This is a genomic window from Streptomyces sp. T39, from assembly GCF_008042045.1.
Taxonomy (GTDB): Bacteria; Actinomycetota; Actinomycetes; order Streptomycetales; family Streptomycetaceae; genus Streptomyces.
The window spans coordinates 118,762-140,705 of record NZ_RDBP01000029.1 but is presented as its reverse complement, the minus strand read 5'-3'; the positions used below and the strand labels follow the sequence as shown (position 1 = coordinate 140,705).

The following is a 21,944-nucleotide window of genomic DNA, read 5'->3' as shown; positions in this document are numbered from 1 at the left end:
GGCGGGGCTCGTCCAGCCGGCGGGGGCCAGGAGCTTCTGGGCGGCCGTGTCGACGACCTCGCCCCAGGTGGAGAACAGGCGCACATGGGCCCACTCGCGCACCGCGGCGCCGGCAGCGGGGCCTGCCTCCAGGACCAGGGGATCGAGCCCGTGGCCGACGAGGTGGGCGGCGGCTGCCAGACCGGCGGGGCCGGCCCCGATCACGATGACGGGCAGCTGGGTGGTGGCGGGCGGGGTCACGGCGACTCCTAGCTTGTTTCGACGTCTGTCGATGGATTGCACTCCCAGCATGGCACTCGCATCGATGAACGTCAACATAGACATTCATCGAATTAGAGAAGCGGGGGAAACGGCCCGCCCGGCGCTACGCCGCCGCCTTCCCCGCCTTCCCCGCCTTCCCCGCCTTCCCCGTCGTCGCCTGCGGCGGGGAAGGCGGCGGACATCCGGCGTGACACCCCGCGACGCTTTGGTTCGACGTGTGTCAACATAGACGCATGTCGAACGTCAAGGTGCTGCCGCTGCTCGAAGCCGACGGTCCGGATGTGGTGCCGTGCTGCCCGCCGCTGGCCGAGCGCCCGATGACCGCCGTGGAGGCCGAGACGGCGGCGCGGATGTTCAAGGCGCTCGGCGACCCGGTCCGGCTGCGGCTGTTCTCGGCCGTGGCCTCGCACGAGGGCGGGGAGGCGTGCGTGTGCGACATCTCCGACGTCGGCGTCTCCCAGCCGACCGTCTCCCACCACTTGAAGAAGCTGAAGGAGGCCGGTCTGCTCAGCTCCGAGCGGCGCGGCACCTGGGTGTACTACCGGGTCGAGCCGGCCGTGCTCGCCGCGATGGGCAAGCTGCTGACCGTACCCGCCACGGCCTGACGCCCGGCGGAGGGGAATCAGCGGTCCGGCGAGCCCGCCCGGCCGCCGCCGCGTCCCCGTGCCGCGTCACGGGGCCGTCGTCACCGCACCGGCGGCGAACCTCCTTCGCCAGGCGAGCGCGACGTGGACCAGGCCGATCAGCACGGGGACCTCGATGAGGGGTCCGACGACGCCGGACAGGGCCTGGCCGGAGGTGACGCCGAAGGTGGCGACGGCGACCGCGATGGCCAGCTCGAAGTTGTTGCCCGCCGCGGTGAACGCCAGGGTCGCTGTGCGGTCGTAGGCGAGGCCCAGGCCCTTGCCGAGCAGGAAGGCGCCGAAGAACATGACAGCGAAGTAGACCAGCAGCGGCAGGGCGATCCGGGCGACGTCCAGCGGCTGGGAGGTGATCGTCTTCCCTTGCAGGGCGAAGAGGATCACGATCGTGAAGAGCAGTCCGTACAGCGCCCACGGTCCGACCCTCGGCAGGAAGCGCTGCTCGTAGCCCTCGCGGCCCATCCTCTTCTCACCGACCCGGCGGGTGAGGAAGCCGGCCAGCAGCGGGACGCCGAGGAAGACGACCACGTTCAGGGCGATCTCCCCCATGGAGACGTCCAGGCCCTCGCCGTCGCCCAGGCCCAGCCAGCCAGGCAGCAGATCGAGATAGAACCAGCCCAGCAGGCCGAACGCGAGGACCTGGAACATTGAGTTGAGTGCGACCAGGACGGCGGCGGCCTCACGGTCGCCGCAGGCGAGGTCGTTCCAGATGATGACCATGGCGATGCAGCGGGCCAGCCCGACGATGATCAACCCGGTGCGGTACTCGGGCAGGTCGGGAAGGAAGATCCAGGCGAGCGCGAACATCACCGCCGGACCGACGACCCAGTTGACGACCAGCGAGGAGATCAGCAGCCTGCGGTCGCCGGTGACGCGGTCCAGCCGGTCGTAGCGGACCTTGGCGAGGACCGGGTACATCATGACCAGCAGGCCGAGCGCGATCGGCAGGGAGATCCCGCCGATCTCGATCCTCGCGAGCGCCTCGTCCATCCCCGGGACGAGGCGGCCCAGGCCCAGACCGACGGCCATGGCCAGCAGGATCCACACCGCGAGGTAGCGGTCGAGGGTGGAGAGCTTGCTGACGATCGAGTCGTCTCCTCCGCCGGCCGGAGCGGGGGCGGTGGCGGGCTCGGTGGAGGTCACGGGCAGGCCCTCTTGTTCTCGGCAGCGGTGCGGGCGGCGTCGGCCAGCGCGGCGAACCGCCCGGACAGCCCGGCCAGGACGTCGGGCCTGAGCCGGTAGTAGGTGAAGCGGCCGCACGGTTCGGTCTCCACCAGCCCTGCGTCGCGCAGCACCTTCAGATGGTTGGACAGGTTGGTCTGCCTGGCTCCGGTCTCCTCGACCAGGTGCGTCGTGCACAGCGTCTCGCGCGCCAGCAGGGTCACGATCCGGAGGCGGAGCGGATCGCCCAGCGCCCGGATCACATCAGGATCGACTGAAGTCAGCATGCGCTGATACTGTCACATCACCGCCCGCTGATACGACGGGCTGCGGAGTCATCGGCGGCCGGGTCCGCCGTGCGACGGGAGAGAGCGATCACCATGGCCGACAAGCCGTCCGTCCTGTTCGTCTGCGTCCACAACGCCGGCCGATCCCAGATGGCCGCGGCCTGGCTGACCCACCTGGCCGGCGACCGCGTCGAGGTCCGCTCCGCCGGCTCCGACCCGGGCGACCAGGTCAACCCGGCCGCCGTCGAGGCCATGGCCGAAGTCGGCATCGACATCTCCGCCGCGACACCGAAGATCCTCACCGTCGACGCGGTCCGCGCGTCGGACGTCTGCATCACCATGGGCTGCGGCGACACCTGCCCCGTCTTCCCCGGCAAGCGCTACCTCGACTGGACACTCGACGACCCGGCCGGACAGGGCGTCGAGGCCGTCCGCCCGATCCGCGACGAGATCAGGACCCTCGTCGAGGCCCTGATCGCCGAGATCGCCCCGGCGCCGGCGGCGGGGACGACGGCGTGAACGACGCCCTCATCTGACCGGCGGGGGCCCGGGCCACGTGCCCGTGGCCCCGACCGTTCCCGCGCGCTGCCCGCCGGTCAGGGAGATCTCCCTCGGGCCCGGCGGGCCTCGCCCGGCGGGCACCGTCGAGGAACCGGGCGGGTGTGTGGAGGCAGGCGCGGAGGGCAGGACTGGAGACATGACGACATCGCTCGGTGCCTTTGTCCTCGGTACACCTGATCCCCCCGCGCTCGCGGATTTCTACCGGGCCATGCTGGGCTGGGAGGAGGCGGAGCGCGCACCGGAATGGGTCCGTCTGAAGGATCCGGAACGGGAACGGCCCAGCCTCAGCTTCCAGTTGGAGACCGACCACACTCCCCCGACGTGGCCGCAGCGCCCCGGCACACAGCAGATGCAGGCACACCTGGACCTGCAGGTCGACGACCTGGCAGCGGAGACCGAGCGGGCGTGCGCCCTCGGCGCGACGCTGGAGGAGCACCAGCCCGAGAAGGACGTCCGGGTCCTCCGCGACCCCCACGGCCATCTGTTCTGCCTCTTCCTGCCGGGCGCCTGAAGTCCGCCGGAGTCCGCCGTCGGGACCGTGCGGCCGGCTGCGCATCCGCCGCCGAAGTGCTGAGCGGCCGGGCAGGTACGGCACGTCCTTCCGGGCCGCCCGCCGGTGATGGGCCACACTGGCGGTGTGCGCATCGTGGTGATGACAGCGGGATCGCGGGGTGACGTCGCGCCCTACGCGGGTCTGGGCGCCGGTCTCGTCCGGGCCGGGCACGAGGTGACGCTCGCCGCCCACGCGGTGTTCGAGCCGCTCGCGGCCGGTTCCGGAGTGCGTTTCCATCCGCTGCCCGTCGATCCCCGGGCCGAGTTGCACTCCCGGCGGGGCCGGCGGCTGCACGACGCGAGGACGGGTGCGGGCAAGCTCGTACGGCTGGTGTCCATGGCCCGGGAGGCCGCCGACGCTCTGACGGAGGCGCTGGTGGAGGCGTCGGGAACGGCCGACGTCCTGCTGGTCGGTGGGGCGCTGGGGCCACTCGGCCACGCCATCGCCGAGCGCCGGTCGCTGCCCGCCGTAGGGCTGCCTCTCCAACCGCTCCACCCGACCGGGGAGTTCGTCGCCCCGGTGCTGGGCACGCGGTCGTGGGGCACCGTGGGGAACCGGCTGAGCGGGCGGGCGGTGACGGCCTCGATGCAGCTGGTGTTCGCCCGTTCCGTCCGGTCGCTGCGGCGCCACGGGCTGGCGGCGCCGGACCCGTCCCGGCCCCCGCGGGTCCGCACGGTCCTGCACGGCTACAGCGAGCTCGTCGTCCCCCGGCCCCGCGACTGGCCGCCCGGTCTGGAGGTGGCCGGGTACTGGTGGCCCCCGGACACCGGGCGGCTCCCGGCCGAGCTGGAGGAGTTCCTCGCCGCCGGTGACCCGCCGGTCTTCGTCGGCCTGGGCAGCGCCACCGTTCCCGATCCCGGGCGGGTGAGCCGCGAGATCGTCACCGCACTCCGCACGGCCGGCGTGCGCGGCGTGGTGCAACGCGGCTGGGCGGGGCTGAGCGCCGGGAGCGACGACATCCTCACGGTCGGCGAAGTGCCCCACTCGCTGCTCTTCCCCCGGATGGCCGCCGTCGTCCACCATGCCGGAGCGGGCACGACCGGCGCCGTCCTGCGCGCCGGGGTCCCCACCGTGCCCGTGCCCGTCCAGTTCGACGCCGCCTTCTGGGCGTCACGCCTGACGGCCCTGGGCACCGCGCCCGGAGTCCTTCCCCTGCGCCGGCTCACCTCCGACGCCCTCGCCGCCGCTGTGCGCCGGGCGACCGCGGACGACTCCCACCGCGAACGGGCCCGCGTGCTCGCCGGACGGCTGGCCGCGGAGGACGGCGTCGCACCGGTACTCGCCGCCCTCGACCGACTGGCACGCTGACACCCCACCGCGCGGGGACGCCGTGCCGCGCAGGTGCGGGTCCGGCACGACAGGGCGGGCCGCGGGCCGGCGGGGTGCGGACCGTGGCGTCGGTCCGCACCCCGCCGGCCGGGTGTCACACCGCGCCGGGGCACCGCTCCCAGACGCGGTGGGCGGCGAGCAGTTCCATCAGGGGCCGGACACCGCCCGGATCGTCCGCGACGACGACGCCGGGGGCGTCGGCGGCGATGCCGGCGGTTTCGAAGAGGGTACGGGCACCACCCCAGCCGGCCAGGGCCTTGCCGTGCCGATACGCCTCGATCAGCAGCGCCAGGACTCGCGGATCGGTCGTGGCGGGCCTCGGGTAACCCGCCTTCGCGTCGCGGGCGCCGTACGCGTCGGCGCCGGCCGCGGGGACACCCGCGAAGACCAGCGCGTCGAATTCGACGGAGCGGGCGGTGGCGAACGTGCGCTGGACGGTGACCGCGGCACCATCGGCGTCGAGCACTCCGCCCGCCGGGGCGATGACCAGCGGCACCATGCCGGCGTCGAGGACGGCCTCGCGGATCTCGCCCACGCCGCTCAGGTCGGCGGACGGATCGGCGACGATGCCGACGACGCGTCCGTCCAGCGGCCAGGTGCGGCCGACCTGCGACAGGGCGGGGCTGGGACCGACGTCGGCCAGGGGCTCGGTGGCGGCGGGTGTCGGCAGGCCGAGTCCTGCCGCGACCTGGGCGCACAGTTCGCCGTCGATGTTGGCGAGCACGGCGAGCGTGCGTTCCTTGACGGCCTGTTCGTAGCACTTGCCCAGCTCGAAGGTGTAGGCGGCGATGATGTGCTCGCGCTCGACGGGGCTCATGCTGAGCCAGAACATCCGGGGCTGGGAGTAGTGGTCGGCGAAGGACGCGGGGGCCTCGCGCACCTTGCGTCCTGCCGGCAGCTCCACCGGTACCTCGATGAACGCGCCGGTGTCGGCGCCCGCGAAGAAGGGGCAGCCGCCGTCGAGGCTGTTGGGTTTGTAGGGGGCCACGCCACGGTGCACGGCGGTCTGGTGCATGCCGTCGCGCTGCATGTCGTTGACCGGCGCGTGGGAGCGGTTGATCGGCAGCTGCGGGAAGTTGGGGCCGCCGAGGCGGGTGATCTGCGTGTCGAGGTAGGAGAAGTTCCGTCCGGCGAGCAGCGGGTCGTCGGTGGCGTCGATGCCCGGGACCAAGTGGCCGGTGTGGAAGGCGACCTGTTCCACCTCGGCGAAGAAGTTCGACGGGTTCGCGTTCAGCGTCAGCAGCCCGACGGGCTGTACCGGCGCGAGCTCCTCCGGGACGATCTTCGTGGCGTCGAGAAGGTCGATCCCTTCGAACATCTGGTCGTCGTTGTCGGGGAAGGTCTGGATGCCCAGCTCCCACTGCGGGAAGGCCCCGCACTCGATGGCGTCGAAGAGGTCGCGGCGGTGGAAGTCGGGATCCACCCCGGCGATGATCTGCGCCTCCTCCCACACCAGGGAGTGCACACCGAGCCTGGGCTTCCAGTGGAACTTCACCAGTGTGGTCACGCCTTCGGCGTTGACGAGGCGGAAGGTGTGGACGCCGAAGCCCTCCATCATCCGGTAGGAGCGGGGGATGCCGCGGTCGGACATGTTCCACAGGGTGTGGTGGGTCGCCTCCGTGTGCAGCGACACGAAGTCCCAGAAGGTGTCGTGCGCGCTCTGTGCCTGGGGGATCTCCCGGTCCGGATGCGGCTTGCCGGCGTGGATGACGTCGGGGAACTTGATCGCGTCCTGGATGAAGAAGACGGGGATGTTGTTCCCGACCAGGTCGAAGACGCCTTCCTCGGTGTAGAACTTGGTGGCGAAGCCGCGGGTGTCGCGCACGGTGTCGGCGGAGCCGCGCGAGCCCAGGACCGTGGAGAACCGCACGAACACCGGCGTCTCGACGTCCTTGGCGAGGAACGCCGCCCTGGTGACCGACTGCGCGGTGCCGTACGACTGGAAGACGCCGTGGGCGGCGGAGCCGCGGGCGTGGACCACGCGCTCGGGGATCCGCTCGTGGTCGAAGTGCATGAGCTTTTCTCGCAGATGGTGGTCCTGCAGCAGCACGGGTCCCCGCGGGCCGGCCTTGAGGGAGTGGTCGGAGTCGCGCACGCGAGTGCCCTGCGCGGTGGTCAGGTACGCGCCGCTCTGGGCGACCCTCGCCTGCTCCGCGCCGGTGGGCTGCCCGGTCGGGCCGACGGTCTCCGGGCCGCTCTGGTCGGCCTTCGGGGGCAGCGGCTCGACCGGTTCCACCGGCTCGGCCACCTGCGGGGAAACGGGGCCCGGCTTTCCCGGGACTCCCTCCTCGGGGCCCTCGGCCGCTGCCGGGCCGGTGTGCAGCACGTCGGCGATCGCGTCGGCGACCGCCTCTACCGGGTTCTTCTCGGACATCGCTTCTCCAGACACAGGGGACGGTGCCCTACACCTGTGTCCCGTACCGGTGCGTTCGAACCGGGTATTGGTCTGTCCGGATCTGTCCCCGAACGCAGGGCCGGTCGTGCGGTGAGCTGCCGTCAGGGGCCGGCCGCCCGGTCCGGCGCCCGGGGGCTCAGGAGGAGCAGGGCGATGTCGTCGCCGGGGGCGGGGGCGTGCCGGATGAGGGTGTCGGCCATGGCGTCGAGGTCGGCCGGATCCGTCTGTTCCAGGAGTCCGGCCAGTGCGGCGATGGCGTCGTCGAGGTCGACCCCGGGGGCCTCGACGAGGCCGTCGGTGTAGAGGGCGAGCACGGATCCTGGTGGCAGCGCGAATTCGAGTGTCGGGTACGGGGTGTCGGGGTCGATGCCCAGGAGGAGGCCGGGCGGGACCCGCAGGAGTTCGGTGCGTCCGTCCGCGTGGCGCAGCAGGGGCGGCGGGTGGCCTGCGGTGGCCAGGCAGGCGCGTTGCCGGGCGAGGTCGAGGTGGACGTACAGGCAGCTGGTGAACAGGCCGGGGTCGAGGTCGGTGAGGAGCCGGTTGGTGGCGGCGAGGACGTGGTCGGGCGGAGCGCCGACGGTGGCGTGGGCGTGGACGGCCGTGCGGACCTGCCCCATGAGGGCCGCGGCGTCGACGTTGTGGCCCTGTACGTCGCCGATGGCCGCGGCCGCGGTGTGTGCGTCGAGACGGATGAGGTCGTAGAAGTCGCCGCCGATGGCGAGGCCCCGGGCGGCGGGCAGGTAGCGGGCGGCGACCTTCAGACCGGGGACGCGGGGCAGGGTGTGGGGCAGGAGGGCGGACTGGAGCCGGTGGGCCAGTTCCTGCTTGCTGTCGTAGAGCCGGGCCCGGTCCAGCGCTTGGCCGACCAGGCCCGCCAGGGAAGTGAGGACGGCCCGCTCACTGGGCGCGAACGGGTGCTGGTGCCGGTAGGCGAGGAGGAGCGAGCCGATGGGGCGGCCCGAGGCGATCAGCGGCAGGACGGCCCAGGCGGCCATTCCGTCCTCGTGGGTGGTGGCCGGGTAGGCGCGCCGCAGGTCGGCGATGGTGGGGAAGAAGCCGGGGTCGCCGGTGGTCAGCACGTCGGCGGCGGGGATGTCCGGGCTCAGCGGAGTGTTGTCGAAACGGCTCATCAGCTCGTCGCGGTAGCCCCGGTGGCCGCGGATCCTCAGGCGGCCGTCCTCCGCGGTCATGAGCACCATGCCCTGGGCGCCCAGGGCGGGCATGAGCTGGTCCGCGGCCTGGTCGACCACGTCCCGCACGCCGACGGCCTCGGTGAGGGTGGTGGCGAGGTGCATCAGGTGGTAGAGCACGGTGGCACGGCCGGGGCCGGCGGCGGGCGCCGCCGTCGGAGGAGCGGTGTCCTGGGCCGCGCCGGGGGTGATGCGGACGCTGACGCCGGTGGCGTCCGGGTACAGCTCGAAGGACAGCCAGCTGTCCGGCGGGCGCAGGACCGTGAAGGCCTGGGGCTGCCGACTGACCATGGCGGCTCGGTAGCGGTCCTCGACCTGGGGGACGTCCATCCAGGGCAGGGCCTCCCAGGGCAGCGCTCCGACCAGGCCGTCCGGATCGGCGCCCAGGAGGCGGGCGGCGGCCGGGGTGACGAAGGTGATGCGGCCGTTGAGGTCGAGGGCGCACGAGCCTCCGGGCAGGCGGTCGAGGAATCCGGCGACGGCCTGGGCCTCGGCGGGTGAGAGGGCCGGGCCCGGTGGCGGGGGCAGGATCCGCGTCCGGCCGAGCGGCAGCGGATCGCCGCGGTCCGCCGCCTGCAGCAGGAGGTGGCCCAACCGGCGGCAGCCCGCGTCGATGGCGTCCTGCTCCTCGGGGCTGAGCGTCGGCGGGTGGGCGTGCGGCCACAGCAGGACCAGCCCGCCCCGGATCGTCGTGCCGGTGGTCAACGGCGCTGCGGCGAGGGCGAAGTCGTACGGCAGCACGAGCGCCGGCCTCGGGTAACGGCGTGCCATCTCCTCCTGCCCGCCGACCCACACCAGGCGCCGCTCGCGCACCGCGTCCGCGACGGGCACCGGGTCGTGCAGCGCCACGCGCCGCCAGGGGCCCGCCATCTCCGGCGGCGCACCGGTCATCACCACGAGCCACAGGGCGTCGCCGTCCGGTGCCAGGACGTACAGGAGCCCGGCGGACGCACCGCACTCCCCCAGCAGGTCGGTCAGGGCGGTGTCCATCAGCTGCCCGCCCGCACCCGCGAAGGGGCCGGTGGTGCGATGCGCCGGGCGGCGCCGCCCGGCGGAACGGAGCGCCGGGATGCGCGCGTCCGCCCGTAACGAGCCCTGGCCGCTTCCCCGCTGATGCCGAGGGCGCCGCCGATCTGTGCCCAGCTCACCCCTGCCCTCCGGTCGGCCCGGACCGCCGAACGGACCAGCTGCGCGGCCCACTGGGGCACGTCGGCCGCCGCGGCGCAGTGGCACCCGCCGCTCAGGTCCGCCGGAGGGAGCCCGCTCCCCTGCTCGGCGACGAGGGCCTGCACGCGGGCCAGGAGACCGGTGGCGGCCACGGCCATCTCGCTCCGTTCGCGCGCGGCGCGCTCCCACCGGCGCCGGGCCCGCCAGGCCGCTTGCCGGTGCGCGGCGCGGCAGTACCGGCGACCGCGTGCCGCCGGGGCGGGCAGGGACGCACCGCACCAGTCGCACCGAGCATCACTCATAATCGGACAATACGCCCAGTGGGTGGTGACGGCAGTCCGTCGGCCCGGCCGTGACCGAGCGCCCATCGCGGTCGCCGACGCGGAAGGCGGCAGCGCGGACCCGACCTCACGAGCCGGGACCTGGGGGCACGGCCTGTGCGGTCCGGGCCTTCCCCGCGCCGCGGAACGCCGCACGAGCGAGCGCGGGGCGGACGCCCGATGCCGGGCCGTCCCCCGCCGCCCCGGCGGGCGGGCGGTCGCTCCGTCGCGCGGAGGCAACCCCGGACGACACCGTGCGGATCAGCGGTCGCCGCGGCGTCCGTCGTCCCTCTGTACCGATTCCTGGGCTTCGACGCTGGGCGACAGGGCATCCGCCTCCTCGGAGTCCTTGTCCCGGCGCCGTGCGCGGTTCCGGCCGGTTGCGGCCTTCTCGGCTTCGCGAAGCACCTCGTCCATGGCGGTCTCGTGCTTCTTGTCGTTCATGCGGGCTCCTTCGTCGGGCCGGTCCCTGGAGGTGCGGGTGCCACTCCCCCGGGACCGGCATGCATGCGCGTACCAGGTGTCCGGAAAGCGACGGCCCGCGCCGGAGGGCGCGGGCCGTCGCCTCGGTCCCGCACCGGCGCCGTCGGCGCACCGGCCGGTGCGGTGTCGAGCGTGCGGGGGCCGGGGTCAGATCTCTCCCCGCCAGGCACCGGTCTCGTGGCCGCGATCCTCGATGAACTCCTTGAACCGCTTCAGGTCGCCGGTGACCTGCCGCTGCACGAAGCCGAGCTTGTCGCCGACGTTCTCCGCGATGCCGTCCGGGTCGTAGTCCAGCTGCAGCATGACCTTCGTCCGCGCGTCGTCCAGGCGGTGGAAGGTGACCACGCCGGCCTGTTCGACCTCGCCCCCGAGCGTCGTCCAGGCGACGCGCTCGTCGGGGATCTGCTCGGTGATCTTCGCGTCGAACTCCTTGGTGACCCCTCCGATCTTCGCCACCCAGTGCGTCACCGAGTCGGTGCGCTGCTCGATGCGTTCCACACCGTCCATGAACTTCGGGAACGACTCGAACTGGGTCCACTGGTCGTATGCGGTGCGGACGGGAACGGCGACCTCGACGGACTCTTCGACCTGCGACACGACAACTTCCTTCCTGTCCACCGGCCGGGGGTACCCGGCCGAACGAGGGGAGATCTTCCCTGCCCGCTCCGGTGCCCCGATCGCCCTGATGTATGGCCGCGGACCGTATGCGGGCCGACATCCCCGGAAGCGGGCGCCGGTTGCCCGGGGGCGAAGGGGGCGTGCACGCCGCGACCGCACCGGTCACCAGTCGACGTGAGCGGTGATCCATTTCTCCAGGGCGTCCTCGTCCGTCGCGGGCGGCAGGTCGGGGCCGCAGGCGAGGGGGGTGCAGGACAGTTGGAGGTGGGTGAGGTAGCCGTAGGGGCCGTTGTCGGCGCAGGGGCCGAGGATCAGGGCGTGGGTGGGGGTGCGCCACACGCGGTGGGTCATGGCGGGGCCGGTGACGACGGCGGCGTCCGACACGACGGTCCGTTCGGGAGCAGAGCCGAGACACAGGGTCACGGCCCGGGCCGCACCGGCCAGTACGTCCTCGCAGTCCTCTACGGTCGCCGGCCGCGTCCCGGTCCAGCCGGGCTGCCCCTGCCAGTCGTCCATGAGGCCGAACAGCCATGGTCCGTTGAGCATGTCGTCGTCGTCCGGGTCGACGGGGTAGACCTCGCCGAACACCAGGAACTGCCGGTCCCCGGGGGCCCCGAAGGGGATGTATCCCTCGCTGCACAGCACATGGCCGTGCCCGGTGACCAACGCGTCGCCGACCAGGTCGTGCTCCCAGCTCCATCCGCGCCGCCGCACCGCCTCCGCCACGGCCTCGTCGGGGATCTTCGGCTCGGCAGGCAGACCGACCAGTTCGGCGACGGCCTCGACGGTCAACAGCCTGTGGGCGAGGGCATGTACGGAGAGCGGCACACTCCCCACTCTACGGAGAGCGCCGCCCCGGCCCCCGCCGTGCCGGCCGCTCCAGGACGGTCACCCGTGGCGCCGCTTCACCCTTCAGGACGCGCCCATGAGCAGGCGTGCGGCGCTGCGCGCCTGGCGAGCCGGTCCGGGGCTGCCGGTGATCGCGGCCGTGACCATGGCTCCTTCGGCCAGCAGCGCGACGTGGTCCGCGAGGTCCGCCGGACGCCCGGCGGCGGTGACGAGGGCCGCGAGGTACTCGCGGAAGGCACGCTTGTGCAGCATGGCCTGCTCGGCGACCCCGGGCGAGATCCCGCCCAGCTCGCCGAACGAGTTGATGAAGGCGCACCCGCGGAAGTCCGGTTCCGAGAACCAGGTGTGCAGCCAGTCGAAGACCGCGAGGATCCTCTCGTCCGGTGCGGGGTGTGCCTCCACGTGGTGGGCCAGCGCCTGCCGCCACCGCTCGTCCCGCCGTTGCAGGAACGCCAGCACGAGCGCCTCCTTCGACGGGAACAGCTGGTAGAGGCGCTTGAGGGACACGCCGGAGGCGTTGCGGACGGCGTCCATTCCCACAGCCTGGATGCCACGGCGGTAGAAGAGGCTTTCGGCTGCGTCGAGTGCCCGTTCCTGCGCCGCTCCGTGATCCGACATATCTGCCCCTTGCCTGGAGAACCAGCGTTCTCTACTTTAGCGGACACGGGGAGAACGCTCGTTCTCCCCGTTGGACGGATGCACCGGAGCGACGGTGCACCCTGAGCAAGGAGCCGGCATGAGCGACACCCGCCCGCCCGTCCCGCCGTTCACCCACGCAACCGCCGTCGAGAAGGTCCGCCTCGCCGAGGACGCATGGAACTCCCGTGACCCGCAAAGGGTGTCGCTGGCATACACGGTGGACTCGCGCTGGCGCAACCGTTCGGAGTTCGCCACCGGGCGGGAGGCGATCGTCGCGCTGCTGACCCGCAAGTGGAACACCGAACTCGACTACCGGTTGATCAAGGAGCTGTGGGCCTACGGCGACGACCGCATCGCGGTGCGTTTCGCCTACGAGCACCGCGACGACGCAGGGAACTGGTACCGCTCGTACGGCAACGAGAACTGGGCGTTCGACGAGCACGGACTGATGCACACCCGCCACGCTTCGATCAACACCCTGCCGATCGCCGCATCGGAGCGCACCTGCTTCTGGCCGCTCGGCCCTCGCCCCGACCGCTCCCCGGGGCTCAGCGACCTCGGCTTCTGACAGACGGCGATGGCCACCGGTACCAGCCGGGATCACAACGCCTCGACCGCACGGCCGACGCCCGCGTCGTCGAGGGGATAGGCCCGGACACCCCCTCCCGCTGCGCCGGTGCTCCGGGCGGGGGGCAGGGGAAGGCGCCCGCCTCTGGACAGGAGACCGGGCCCGGTGTCACCATCGCCCCCATGATCACTGACCGAAAGGCCCATGCCGCGTAAGCGGCCCGGCGCCCTGCGGGCGCTGCAGAAGGAGCCCCCGGTGTTCCACCGGGGCGCGCGCCCCTGGTGGAACGAGAGTTTCCCCGTCCCCTGGCCGACCCGTCTGGACCGCCTCTCCGGGCGCTCGGTGTCGGCCGTCCACCGGACCGAGTGCCGGCGGCCGTACGACGAGGGCCTGTGGCCCGGTGCCACCGCCACGGCCCTGGAGTCCTACCGCCGCTTCCTCGCCCTCCCCGGCCGCCCGCTGTATCTGAGACTGTCGATCTGCGGCTGCACGGGGTGCGACCTCCAGGACGACGTCGCCGCCGCGCGGGACGTCCTCGAACTGGTCCTGCGACGACTGCCGCCGCGCGCCCGGAAGGAGCTGGCGGCGCTGCTGGCGCCCCTCGACGAGGAGTTGTCCCGCAGGACCCTCCCCGACCCCTTCGCCCACCGCCGGCCGTGGCGCGGGGACGGGTGGTGGCACCGGCGGATCTACCACGAGAGCCGGCATCTGTGACGGAAGGTCTGGCGACGCATGCCGCCCGGGGGGTGACGTCCGCGCCGCGACCCCGGAGGACCGTGCGACAACTTCGGTTTACACATGAGGCGACGTTAACTATGGTTGCCACATGGCCTCCTTCGAGATCACCCCCGAAGAACGTGCGGCACTCGACACTGCGCTGCACGACGCCCTCCACCCCCTGGCCTCCGCCGTGCGCTCCCGCACGACGGGGCAGCCCGAGGACCGCATGTGGGACGCGGACCCCGTCGAGGTCACGCTCTCCGTCCTGGCCGCATGGAAGGTGGTGGACGCCGAAGTCAAACGGCTGACGGCGATCGCGGCGGGCACGGCCGGGTCCTACGGCGCGAGCTACGAGCAGATGGGCGCCGTCTGGGGCATCACGCGGCAGGGCGCCCGCAAGAAGTGGCCCGACGCCGTCAGCCGGCCGGCGACCACGACCGCACGGACGGACGGCAGGGTCGAACTGTGCGGAGGGTCCGCCGAATTGGCGCGGGACCCCGCGTCCGGCGGCTGGCGGTGGGCCGGCACGGGCGCGGACGGGGTGCGGGGCGGAACCGCCGACGGCGCGCGGCACGCGACGAAGGAGGAGGCCGCGGCCCACGCGGGGGCCTTTCTGCAGGCGCACGCCTCCGGCGGTGCCTGACCCGGCGTCGGCCATTGGACACCTGGAACCGGCCGCGTCGCCGACCCTCCTCGACCGGCCGGCCCTCCCGGCGGGCACCCGGCGCCGTGCCCTGCGCCCGGCGCCGGGCACAGGAACCACTATCGCGGCCCCGGCGCACGGGAAGCGGCGGTCCGCGCCTGCTCCCGGAACCCCCGGCCTCCGGGGCCCGCCCTGCGACGTCACGCCGCAGGCCCCGTGGCACGCGGGGTCCCCTGACCGGCGCGTGATGTCCCGTGCCGGGTGATCCCCGCGGCCGTAGCGTGGCGGCATTCCCGGCAGTGCGAACCGCCTGCCCTGTCACCGGACCGTTCTGGGAGCAGTCATGAATACGCATCGCATCCTCGGCGCCCCGGCAACGGGCCGACGGCGGTGGGCGGCGTCGGTCGCGGCCGCCGCGGCCGCGCTGTTGCTGACGGTCACTCAGGCCTCCGCGGCGTCCACGGCCTACCTCAACCGCACCCAGTGGATCACCGATTCACCCGAGTCCAGCGCCATCACCTCGCAGGTCCGGAGCATCTACCTGGCCGACGGCACCTACGTCTGGGCCCTGTCCACCTCGGACGCAAGCAACGGCGCCCACGTGGACGGAAGCCTGGCCAGCCGCAGGATCTACCTCCAGGCCGGTACGTACACCTGGTACTGCACGATCAGCGCGGAGATGCCGTACACCGGCAGGTACGTCAGCCAGTGCTCCCTGCGCAACGGTGGAAACGCACCGGCGATCATGCAGTCCGGTTCGTGGCTGCCGCCGTACAGCGGCAACTACACGTGGGGCGGGTACCTCGCGCCCCAGTGACCCGGCGGAACGGGGGCGGACGTCCGCCGTGGCCGGCAGGGAGCCCGTCCGTCCGTCACACCCGGGCGTTCACACGCCTTCGGTCACGACCGCGCGGGCGGGCGCCGTCCCCTCGCGGCGCAGCGCGGCGGGAGTGGTGCCGTACCACCGCTGGACGGCACGGCGCAGGGCTCGTGCGTCGGCGTAGCCGCTTCGGACGGCTATCGCGTCCACGGTGAGGTCGGTGTGGTGGAGCAACTGCGTGATGCGGTCGCGGCGCAGCGTCTCGGCTTCGCCGTTCCATGTGGTGCCGTGCTCGTCGAGGCGGCGCTGGAGTGTCCGTGGGCTGACGTCCAGGCGGTGGGCGACCGCGGCCAGGGTCGGTGTGCCCCGGTCGTGAGCGGCGGCGAGCGCGGTGCGGAAGAGGTCGAGCCAGTCGCGCAGGGGGACGGCGGTGGCGAGGGCCCGCTCGGCGTGGCCTCGCAGCAGGGCGGGCAGCCCCGGCTGGGCGCAGGGGCTGGGCGTCGTCAGGTCGGCGGTGAGGAAGGTCATCGAGGTGTGCGGGGCTTCGAAGTCGATGGTGCGGGTCCCGTACAGCTCGCTCAAGGCGCCGTGCCGGCCCGGTGCTTCGGCGGCCAGCGTGACGCGCAGGGGGACGAGCCGGCGCTGCGCGGCCTCGCTGAGGCGCCGCTGGTAGAGACCGAGGGCGTAGGCGCGCACGGCGCAGGCCGCCTCGTGGGCGAGGTCCGCCCGGTTGACATGGCTGATGACGGTATGGGCGCCGTCCTCGGTGATCCGGAGGGTGTCCGTGGCGACGTCGGCGACGGTGGCGAAGTAGGAGGAGGCGTCCCGGATCCCTTCGAGCGGGGTCGGTGCCGACGTGATCAGGTAGTCCCAGACACCGAGGCTTCCGATGCCCGACTCCCGTGCCAGCAGCCGGGACAGCTCCGGCCACGGCGTGTGCCCCGTCGCCAGTTCCGCGATACGGACGCTCGTGGAGGCGGGGGTACGGCACCGGTCGTCGTTGAGGTGCTCGGGCGCCAGGCCCGGCAGGTGCCGGTATCCCGTGTCGGGTACGCCGAGCAGCCGTGCGGCATGGAAGTTGAGCCGTGCGAGGGCGGACGAGGTCGTCCCCTGGTGCGTGTCCGAGACCACGGTCGCCGAGCATAGAGGTGAGACGGGGCTGGAGTCGCTCGCTTCGAAGGTGAGCGTCCGCACGTCCTTGATCAGCCGGAGGGGGAGGGGCGCCGGTGCCTGCGCGTCCGGACGCCCGCCGCCCATGGCGGGACAGCTCGCCGGATATTCGGTTGCCTGCAAGTCCGGTGAGGGGGATCATCCAGCCGGTGAGCGACCTACCCGAGCGTTGGACCCAGGCGAGCGTCTACCCCGACATGTGGGCGGACCCGGACGACGACCCCCGCAACAGTGGCGGAGCGAGTCCGGACGGTGAGCTGGAGACGCTGAAGGACTTCCTGAGCGGCTACCGGCTGACCCTGCGGATGAAGTGCGAGGGACTGAGCCCGGAGCAGCTGGCGCGCCGGTCCGTGCCCCCCTCGACGATGTCCCTGCTGGGGCTGGTCCGCCATCTCGCCGAGGTCGAGCGGGACTGGCGGAACTGGATCGTGCCCGAGGAACGGGCGCCCCGGCTGTACGGGGAGAAGGACGGCGACTTCGAGGGCGCTCTCGCGGAGCGGGAACTCGTGGACAGCGCCTTCGCCGATCTCTCCCGTGAACAGGCGGCGACGGACGCGGCGCTGGCCGCCCACGCGGACCTGGGCGCCCGCCTGGAGTACGAGGACACGTCCGTCCGGGAGTTGTGGGTGCACCGCGTCGAGGAGTACGCCCGCCACTGCGGCCACGCCGACCTGCTGCGCGAGTGCGTCGACGGCCGCGTGGGGCAGTAGCGCCCGCCTGCGGGGGCTACGGGGACGGCGGACGGGAACCTCGGCGGTGCGCACGCCCTGTGGGCCCGCCGACGCCTCTGTCGGGGGCCCGCCCACGCATGGCCGGGCCCGGCCCGGCCGTGCGACCCGGGTGCGAGCCGGGGCGGGCGGCGTCAGGAGCCGATCAGTTCCGCGGCCCCGAACGACACGTCGAAGCGGTCGCACCAGATGCTGACGCTGCTGTACGCCGCGGGGTCGACGCCTGCGGGAAGCGGGTAGTTCTGGCTCCCCCGGTTGCCCTTGAGCTTGCCGAGGGAGACGTGCTCGCCCTGGTCGAAGACGTGCCAGCCCGCCCGGCCCTTCGTGACCGGCGCGTCGGTCAGCAGCACCTTCAGGTCCGGGCCGTTGCTGGTGTCGAGACCCTCCAGCCGGACGATGTGGGAACCGTCGGCCAGCCGCACGAGCCGGGCCGTCCCCGTGGTCGCGTGCTCGTGGCTGATCAACTCCCCGCTCGCGACCGTCACGGGCCGGTCGCCGCCCTCGGGCGCGGGCCGACCGGGCTCCGTCGCCTCGCCGCTGCCGGGCGACGAGGCCGCGGGCAGGGACTCGTACACCTTCGTGTCCTGCCACAGCTTCCACGGCTGGAACCAGTACAGCCCTGCCGCCGCCAGCACTCCGGCGGCCACCACCGCCGCCGCCCACCGTCGTCGCGCGCCCGTCACCCCGGTCCTCCTTCGTCCGACTCCGTGGCGTGAGCATTCCACGTGCCGCGGCCGGACGGGCGCGGATTCGCGCGTCCGTCCGGTCCGGCGCCGCCGTGACGGCTCAGGCGGCGGTGCCGGCGGTGTGGCGGGGGCGCCTCGCTCACCGGGCGGCGCCCCTCACACGGCCGCCCTCGTCGCGCAGTTCACGCTTGCTCGTCTCCGAGAGTCCGTACCCCTCCACGACGGTGATCCCGAAGCGTCACCCACCACGATCCGAGCTGACGGCGGAGGTCCGGCGGGCCCTGCGGCGGGACCCCGGCGCCCCCTCCCGTCCGGCTTCGCGCGGTTCGTCACCGGCAAGTCCTTGCCATGGCGAGGACTTGCCGCGGCAAGGCCTGTCCGGCGGTGCCCGCGGCCGGATAGACCCGTGCCATGTCCTCCCCCTCTCAGCCCTCCGCCTTCCGGCGCGGGCGACGGCTCGTCTCCGCAGCCGTCGCGGTGCCGTTGCTGGCCTCGGTCCTCACCGTCCTGCAGGCGCCCGCACAGGCCGCCCCGGCACGGCCCGCCGTCCCCGCCGAGCCCTCGGCGACCCACAAGGTCACCCTGGTCACCGGGGACGTCGTCACGGTCACCACGGCGGCCGACGGCCGGCAGACCGCCGACGTCGACCGGCCGGTCGGCGCCGTCGGCGGCGTGAAACTCCAGAAGATCAAGGGCGATCTGCTCGTCGTCCCCGACGAGGCGGCGCCGCTGCTGGGCGCGGGCAGGCTCGACAAGCGGCTGTTCAACGTCACGGACCTGATCGAGATGGGCTACGACGACGCCGGTTCGGCGGCGGTGCCGCTGATCGCGACGTATTCCGGGACAACCTCCCGCGCGGCCGCCGAGCCGGCGGCCCCCCGGGGCAGCAGGCTGACCCGCAGACTGGAGGGCATCCGCGGCGCCGTGCTCAGCACCGACAAGCGCCGGACCCGCACCTTCTGGAACACCGTCGCGCCGCAGGGCAGTTCGACGCTGGGCGCGGGCGTGGCGAAGCTGTGGCTCGACGGCCGGGTGAAGCCCAGCCTCGAGGAGAGCGTGCCGCTGATCGGCGCGCCCGGTGCCTGGGCGGCCGGCTACACCGGCAAGGGCGTGAAGGTCGCGGTGCTCGACACCGGCATCGATGTCGGCCACCCCGACTTCGCCGGTCTGATCGACGGCACGGCCAGCTTCGTGCCGGGCGAGGGCGTCACCGACGTCAACGGCCACGGCACACACGTGGCGGGCACGATCGTCGGCTCGGGCGCCGCGTCGGGAGGCGACCACAAGGGCGTCGCGCCCGGCGCCGACCTGTTCGTCGGCAAGGTGCTCGGCGGCGCGGAGGGCTCCGGTCAGGACTCGTGGGTCATGGCCGGCATGCAGTGGGCCGCCGAATCCGGCGCGGACGTGGTCAACATGAGCCTCGGTGACTCCTACCCGACCGACGGCAGCGACCCGATGTCGCAGACCGTCGACGCGCTCTCGGAGCGGTACGGCACGCTGTTCGTCGTCGCCGCGGGCAACGCGGGCCCCGAGAGCATCTCCGCCCCGGGGGCCGCGGCCTCGGCACTGACCGTGGCCGCCACGGACAAGGAGGACCGGCTCGCGTCCTTCTCCAGCACCGGCCCGCTGGCCGTGTCCGGCGGCATGAAGCCGGACATCGCCGCCCCCGGCGTGGACATCACCGCGGCCCGCTCGCAGGAGATGACCGACGGCGGCGAGGGCCCGTACCGCACGATCAGCGGCACCTCGATGGCCACCCCGCACGTGGCCGGCGCGGCGGCGGTCCTGGCCCAGCAGCACCCGGACTGGACCGGCGCGCAGCTCAAGGAGCATCTGACGAGCACCGCGAAGGGCCTGGACGGCGGGTACTCGCCGTACGAGGTCGGCACCGGCCGGCTCGACGTGGCCGCCGCCGTGCGCACCTCGGTCCGTGCCACCGGATCGCTCTTCTTCGGCAACCACACCTGGCCGCACGAGCCGGGCGACGTGGCCGTCACGAAGGATCTGACGTTCACCAACACCGGTTCCGCGGACGTCACCCTGGACCTGGCGCTCACCGGCGGCGAGGGGCCCTTCACGCTGGGGGCCTCCTCGGTGACCGTCCCCGCGGGCGGCATCGCCGCCGTGCCGGTGACCGGTGACCCGCGGACCGCCTCCGCGGGCCGGCACGCCGGATACGTCGTCGCCACCGACGCCGCCACCGGGCAGCGGGTGACCCGCACGTCCGTGGCGCTGCTCAGGGAGGAGGAGCGATACGACCTGAACATCACGCTCGTCGGCCGCGACGGCAAGCCCGCCTCCGGCTGGGTCGGCATCAACCTGGCCGGTGACGTCTGGCCGTGGTCGGTCTACGTCGAGGGCTCGACGACCATGCGCATGGCACCCGGTCTGTACACGGTGGCGGGATACCTCGATGTCGCCGGAGAGAAGGCGGACCGCTCGGGTCTGGCCGTGCTGGTCGACCCGGAGACCGTCCTGGAGGGCGGGTCGGCCGAGGTCGTGCTCGACGCGAGCAAGGCTCGTCTCCTGGAGACCGAGGCGCCGCAGCGCACCGAGGACCGTCAGCGGAAGGTCGACTTCAACGTCCACTACGCGGGACACGACCCGTACCTGGACTACCGCAGCGCCTACGTGCTGCCGCCCACGTACGACGACGTCTACGTCGCGCCGACCGAGACCATGGAGCGGGGCGAGTTCATCCTGACCACCCGCTGGCGCAAGGGCGAACCGCAGCTCGCGCTGAGCGCGTTGGGCGGACTGCTCCGCTTCGACGCGCGGGTGCAGGCGGGCAGTGCCCTGGGCACCGCCAGGGACACGCTGGGCGTCGTGTACGCGGGCGACGGCTCGGCGGCGGCGTACGCGAGGACGAAGGCCGAGGGCAGGGTCGCGGTCGTCGAGCGCAGCGACGCCGTCTCGCCGCAGGAGCGCGCCGAGGCCGCGGCCGAGGCCGGGGCGAAGGCGCTGATCGTGGTCAACGACGGTGTCGGCCCGCTGATGGAGTACGTCGGGGAGTCGGCCGTCCCGGTCGCCGCCGTCCACCGCGACGCGGGCAGGACCCTGGTCGCCGTGGCCAGGGCCGGTGTCCTGCGGCTGACGGTCGAGCAGACCGAGCACACGCCGTTCGTCTACGACCTGACCCGCGACTACCCCGGCCGGGTGCCGGACCGCGCGCTCGTCTACAAGCCGTCCCGGGCCGACCTCGCCCGGATCGACGCCCGCTACTACGCGGCCGCGGGTACCCGTGCCGCGGAGGGCTACCGGTCCGACTTCACCCTCAGCCCGTCGTTCAACCTCCCCGAGCGCGAACAGCACCCGGGCACCCGCACCGAGTGGGTGACGCCGGGCCAGGTCTGGCGGGAGTTCCACACACAGGGCGTCGACACGGCCCTGCCGTGGTCGATGGTGTCGGGCGACAACACCTACGCGAAGGGCAGCACCACCCGGCTGGACTGGTTCGCTCCGGCGACCCGGCCCGCGCAGAGCGAGTCCTTCGGCGTGTACAACTCCCGCTGGCAGAACCACATGACGTGGAACGTGCAGGCCTGGGCCTCCGCCAGCGGCACCATGCGGCTGGGCGGCTACCTGCCCTGGGGCGAGACCCCCTCCCACCTGCGGATCTACCAGGGCGACACACTGATCCACGACAACCCGGTCAGCGGAGACATGCAGTGGGAGGAGGTCCCGCCGGGCGACCTCCCCTACCGCGCCGTGCTCGACGTGGAGCGGCCCGGCGACCTCTTCCGGCTGTCCACGCGCACCCACACGGAGTGGGCCTTCCGCTCCGGCACCGTCGACTCGGACTCCTTCGAGCCGTTCCCGGTGCTGAACCTGGACTACCGGCTGGAGACGGACCTGCGGGGCGACCTCAGGACGAACGCGACCCAGCGGATCGCGCTCTCGCCGGTGTCGATGGGCCGCGGCACCGTGCCGGGCACCGTCACCCGGGTGACGCTGGACGTCTCGTACGACGACGGCGCCACCTGGCGGAAGGTGACCCTGGCGAAGGCCGGCGACGGCTCCTGGACCGGGGTGTTCAGGACGCCGAAGGCCGGTGGTTTCGTCTCGCTGCGCGCGAGTGCCGCGACGGACAGCGGCTTCGGCGTCGAGAACGAGATCATCCGGGCGTACGGTCTGCGATGAACCGCACCGACGGGC

The 21,944-nt window shown here is 73.1% G+C and carries 22 protein-coding genes; 10 read left to right on the top strand and 12 right to left on the bottom strand.

The features are described 5' to 3' along the window. Positions 1-240 (bottom strand): FAD-dependent oxidoreductase (locus EAO77_RS21280; protein ID WP_147989900.1); only part of this gene is annotated, 240 nt, incomplete at its 3' end. Between the two features lie 254 nt (positions 241-494). On the opposite strand from EAO77_RS21280, the gene EAO77_RS21275 reads away from it, so the two are divergent. After that, positions 495-866, top strand: a complete 372-nt coding sequence (locus EAO77_RS21275) for an ArsR/SmtB family transcription factor (RefSeq protein ID WP_147989879.1) — start codon at positions 495-497, stop codon at positions 864-866. A 66-nt stretch (positions 867-932) separates the two neighbouring features. Here the strand turns inward: EAO77_RS21275 and arsB are convergent, their stop codons facing one another. Further along, positions 933-2,045, bottom strand: a complete 1,113-nt coding sequence (gene arsB, locus EAO77_RS21270) for an ACR3 family arsenite efflux transporter (RefSeq protein ID WP_147989878.1) — start codon at positions 2,043-2,045, stop codon at positions 933-935. Further along, positions 2,042-2,350 (bottom strand): ArsR/SmtB family transcription factor, encoded by a 309-nt coding sequence (locus EAO77_RS21265; protein ID WP_147989877.1) that lies wholly within the window; start codon positions 2,348-2,350, stop codon positions 2,042-2,044. The genes arsB and EAO77_RS21265 overlap by 4 nt, the downstream gene beginning before the upstream one ends. Before the next feature lie 93 nt (positions 2,351-2,443). Here EAO77_RS21265 and EAO77_RS21260 point away from each other — a divergent pair, with 93 nt between their 5' ends. The 3 genes from EAO77_RS21260 to EAO77_RS21250 all read left to right on the top strand — a co-directional run bounded on the left by EAO77_RS21260 (position 2,444) and on the right by EAO77_RS21250 (position 4,772). Further along, the gene (locus tag EAO77_RS21260; RefSeq protein ID WP_147989876.1) at positions 2,444-2,869 is read left to right on the top strand and encodes an arsenate reductase ArsC; all 426 of its coding nucleotides are present in this window, start codon (positions 2,444-2,446) and stop codon (positions 2,867-2,869) included. 178 nt (positions 2,870-3,047) lie between these two features. Continuing rightward, positions 3,048-3,422 carry a VOC family protein gene (locus EAO77_RS21255; RefSeq protein ID WP_147989875.1) on the top strand — a complete coding sequence of 125 codons (375 nt, stop codon included), beginning with the start codon at positions 3,048-3,050 and terminating at the stop codon, positions 3,420-3,422. Positions 3,423-3,563: 141 nt separating this feature from the next. After that, positions 3,564-4,772 (top strand): glycosyltransferase, encoded by a 1,209-nt coding sequence (locus tag EAO77_RS21250; RefSeq protein WP_187283342.1) that lies wholly within the window; start codon positions 3,564-3,566, stop codon positions 4,770-4,772. A gap of 115 nt (positions 4,773-4,887) precedes the next feature. Here EAO77_RS21250 and EAO77_RS21245 read toward each other — a convergent pair whose 3' ends face one another. From EAO77_RS21245 to EAO77_RS21215, 7 genes are all read right to left on the bottom strand, one after another. After that, positions 4,888-7,167, bottom strand: coding sequence for a catalase (locus tag EAO77_RS21245; RefSeq protein WP_147989873.1), 2,280 nt, complete (start codon positions 7,165-7,167; stop codon positions 4,888-4,890). Positions 7,168-7,289: 122 nt separating this feature from the next. After that, positions 7,290-9,368, bottom strand: coding sequence for a SpoIIE family protein phosphatase (locus EAO77_RS21240; RefSeq protein WP_147989872.1), 2,079 nt, complete (start codon positions 9,366-9,368; stop codon positions 7,290-7,292). After that, entirely contained in the window at positions 9,368-9,847 is a 480-nt protein-coding gene (locus EAO77_RS21235) for a hypothetical protein (protein WP_147989871.1), read from the bottom strand. Before EAO77_RS21235 ends, EAO77_RS21240 begins: the two co-directional genes overlap by 1 nt. 279 nt (positions 9,848-10,126) lie before the next feature. Continuing rightward, positions 10,127-10,309, bottom strand: a complete 183-nt coding sequence (locus EAO77_RS21230; RefSeq protein ID WP_147989870.1) for a hypothetical protein — start codon at positions 10,307-10,309, stop codon at positions 10,127-10,129. A gap of 186 nt (positions 10,310-10,495) precedes the next feature. After that, positions 10,496-10,945 carry an SRPBCC family protein gene (locus EAO77_RS21225; protein WP_147989869.1) on the bottom strand — a complete coding sequence of 150 codons (450 nt, stop codon included), beginning with the start codon at positions 10,943-10,945 and terminating at the stop codon, positions 10,496-10,498. A gap of 183 nt (positions 10,946-11,128) precedes the next feature. Beyond that, entirely contained in the window at positions 11,129-11,794 is a 666-nt protein-coding gene (locus EAO77_RS40220) for a hypothetical protein (RefSeq protein WP_261994076.1), read from the bottom strand. An 84-nt stretch (positions 11,795-11,878) separates the two neighbouring features. Next, positions 11,879-12,433, bottom strand: coding sequence for a TetR/AcrR family transcriptional regulator (locus EAO77_RS21215; protein ID WP_147989868.1), 555 nt, complete (start codon positions 12,431-12,433; stop codon positions 11,879-11,881). Positions 12,434-12,551: 118 nt separating this feature from the next. Between EAO77_RS21215 and EAO77_RS21210 the strand changes: the two genes are divergently transcribed. The 4 genes from EAO77_RS21210 to EAO77_RS21195 all read left to right on the top strand — a co-directional run bounded on the left by EAO77_RS21210 (position 12,552) and on the right by EAO77_RS21195 (position 15,202). Then, positions 12,552-13,022, top strand: a complete 471-nt coding sequence (locus EAO77_RS21210) for a DUF1348 family protein (protein WP_147989867.1) — start codon at positions 12,552-12,554, stop codon at positions 13,020-13,022. A gap of 204 nt (positions 13,023-13,226) precedes the next feature. Then, positions 13,227-13,736 (top strand): hypothetical protein, encoded by a 510-nt coding sequence (locus tag EAO77_RS21205; RefSeq protein WP_147989866.1) that lies wholly within the window; start codon positions 13,227-13,229, stop codon positions 13,734-13,736. Positions 13,737-13,848: 112 nt separating this feature from the next. Then, positions 13,849-14,385 (top strand): hypothetical protein, encoded by a 537-nt coding sequence (locus tag EAO77_RS21200; RefSeq protein WP_147989865.1) that lies wholly within the window; start codon positions 13,849-13,851, stop codon positions 14,383-14,385. Positions 14,386-14,728: 343 nt separating this feature from the next. Next, complete coding sequence (locus EAO77_RS21195; protein ID WP_147989864.1) at positions 14,729-15,202, top strand: hypothetical protein; 474 nt, start codon at positions 14,729-14,731, stop codon at positions 15,200-15,202. Positions 15,203-15,271: 69 nt separating this feature from the next. Here EAO77_RS21195 and EAO77_RS21190 read toward each other — a convergent pair whose 3' ends face one another. Then, positions 15,272-16,498, bottom strand: coding sequence for an AraC family transcriptional regulator ligand-binding domain-containing protein (locus tag EAO77_RS21190; protein WP_147989863.1), 1,227 nt, complete (start codon positions 16,496-16,498; stop codon positions 15,272-15,274). Positions 16,499-16,524: 26 nt separating this feature from the next. Between EAO77_RS21190 and EAO77_RS21185 the strand changes: the two genes are divergently transcribed. Next, positions 16,525-17,085, top strand: a complete 561-nt coding sequence (locus EAO77_RS21185; protein ID WP_147989862.1) for a DinB family protein — start codon at positions 16,525-16,527, stop codon at positions 17,083-17,085. A 152-nt stretch (positions 17,086-17,237) separates the two neighbouring features. On the opposite strand, the gene EAO77_RS21180 is transcribed toward EAO77_RS21185, so the two are convergent. Next, on the bottom strand, positions 17,238-17,786 hold the full coding sequence (locus EAO77_RS21180) for a DM13 domain-containing protein (protein ID WP_147989861.1): 549 nt from the start codon (positions 17,784-17,786) through the stop codon (positions 17,238-17,240). Between the two features lie 414 nt (positions 17,787-18,200). On the opposite strand from EAO77_RS21180, the gene EAO77_RS21175 reads away from it, so the two are divergent. After that, the gene (locus tag EAO77_RS21175; protein WP_147989860.1) at positions 18,201-21,929 is read left to right on the top strand and encodes a S8 family serine peptidase; all 3,729 of its coding nucleotides are present in this window, start codon (positions 18,201-18,203) and stop codon (positions 21,927-21,929) included. Positions 21,930-21,944 lie beyond the last annotated feature (15 nt).

Bases quoted from the DNA above. Each gene is read 5' to 3' on its own strand.
- EAO77_RS21275 (WP_147989879.1), top strand. From the start codon at position 495: ATGTCGAACGTCAAGGTGCTGCCGCTGCTCGAAGCCGACGGTCCGGAT.
- EAO77_RS21265 (WP_147989877.1), bottom strand. From the start codon at position 2,350: ATGCTGACTTCAGTCGATCCTGATGTGATCCGGGCGCTGGGCGATCCG.
- EAO77_RS21260 (WP_147989876.1), top strand. From the start codon at position 2,444: ATGGCCGACAAGCCGTCCGTCCTGTTCGTCTGCGTCCACAACGCCGGC.
- EAO77_RS21255 (WP_147989875.1), top strand. From the start codon at position 3,048: ATGACGACATCGCTCGGTGCCTTTGTCCTCGGTACACCTGATCCCCCC.
- EAO77_RS21250 (WP_187283342.1), top strand. From the start codon at position 3,564: ATGACAGCGGGATCGCGGGGTGACGTCGCGCCCTACGCGGGTCTGGGC.
- EAO77_RS21245 (WP_147989873.1), bottom strand. From the start codon at position 7,167: ATGTCCGAGAAGAACCCGGTAGAGGCGGTCGCCGACGCGATCGCCGAC.
- EAO77_RS21240 (WP_147989872.1), bottom strand. From the start codon at position 9,368: ATGGACACCGCCCTGACCGACCTGCTGGGGGAGTGCGGTGCGTCCGCC.
- EAO77_RS21235 (WP_147989871.1), bottom strand. From the start codon at position 9,847: ATGAGTGATGCTCGGTGCGACTGGTGCGGTGCGTCCCTGCCCGCCCCG.
- EAO77_RS21230 (WP_147989870.1), bottom strand. From the start codon at position 10,309: ATGAACGACAAGAAGCACGAGACCGCCATGGACGAGGTGCTTCGCGAA.
- EAO77_RS21215 (WP_147989868.1), bottom strand. From the start codon at position 12,433: ATGTCGGATCACGGAGCGGCGCAGGAACGGGCACTCGACGCAGCCGAA.
- EAO77_RS21210 (WP_147989867.1), top strand. From the start codon at position 12,552: ATGAGCGACACCCGCCCGCCCGTCCCGCCGTTCACCCACGCAACCGCC.
- EAO77_RS21205 (WP_147989866.1), top strand. From the start codon at position 13,227: ATGCCGCGTAAGCGGCCCGGCGCCCTGCGGGCGCTGCAGAAGGAGCCC.
- EAO77_RS21200 (WP_147989865.1), top strand. From the start codon at position 13,849: ATGGCCTCCTTCGAGATCACCCCCGAAGAACGTGCGGCACTCGACACT.
- EAO77_RS21195 (WP_147989864.1), top strand. From the start codon at position 14,729: ATGAATACGCATCGCATCCTCGGCGCCCCGGCAACGGGCCGACGGCGG.
- EAO77_RS21175 (WP_147989860.1), top strand. From the start codon at position 18,201: ATGTCCTCCCCCTCTCAGCCCTCCGCCTTCCGGCGCGGGCGACGGCTC.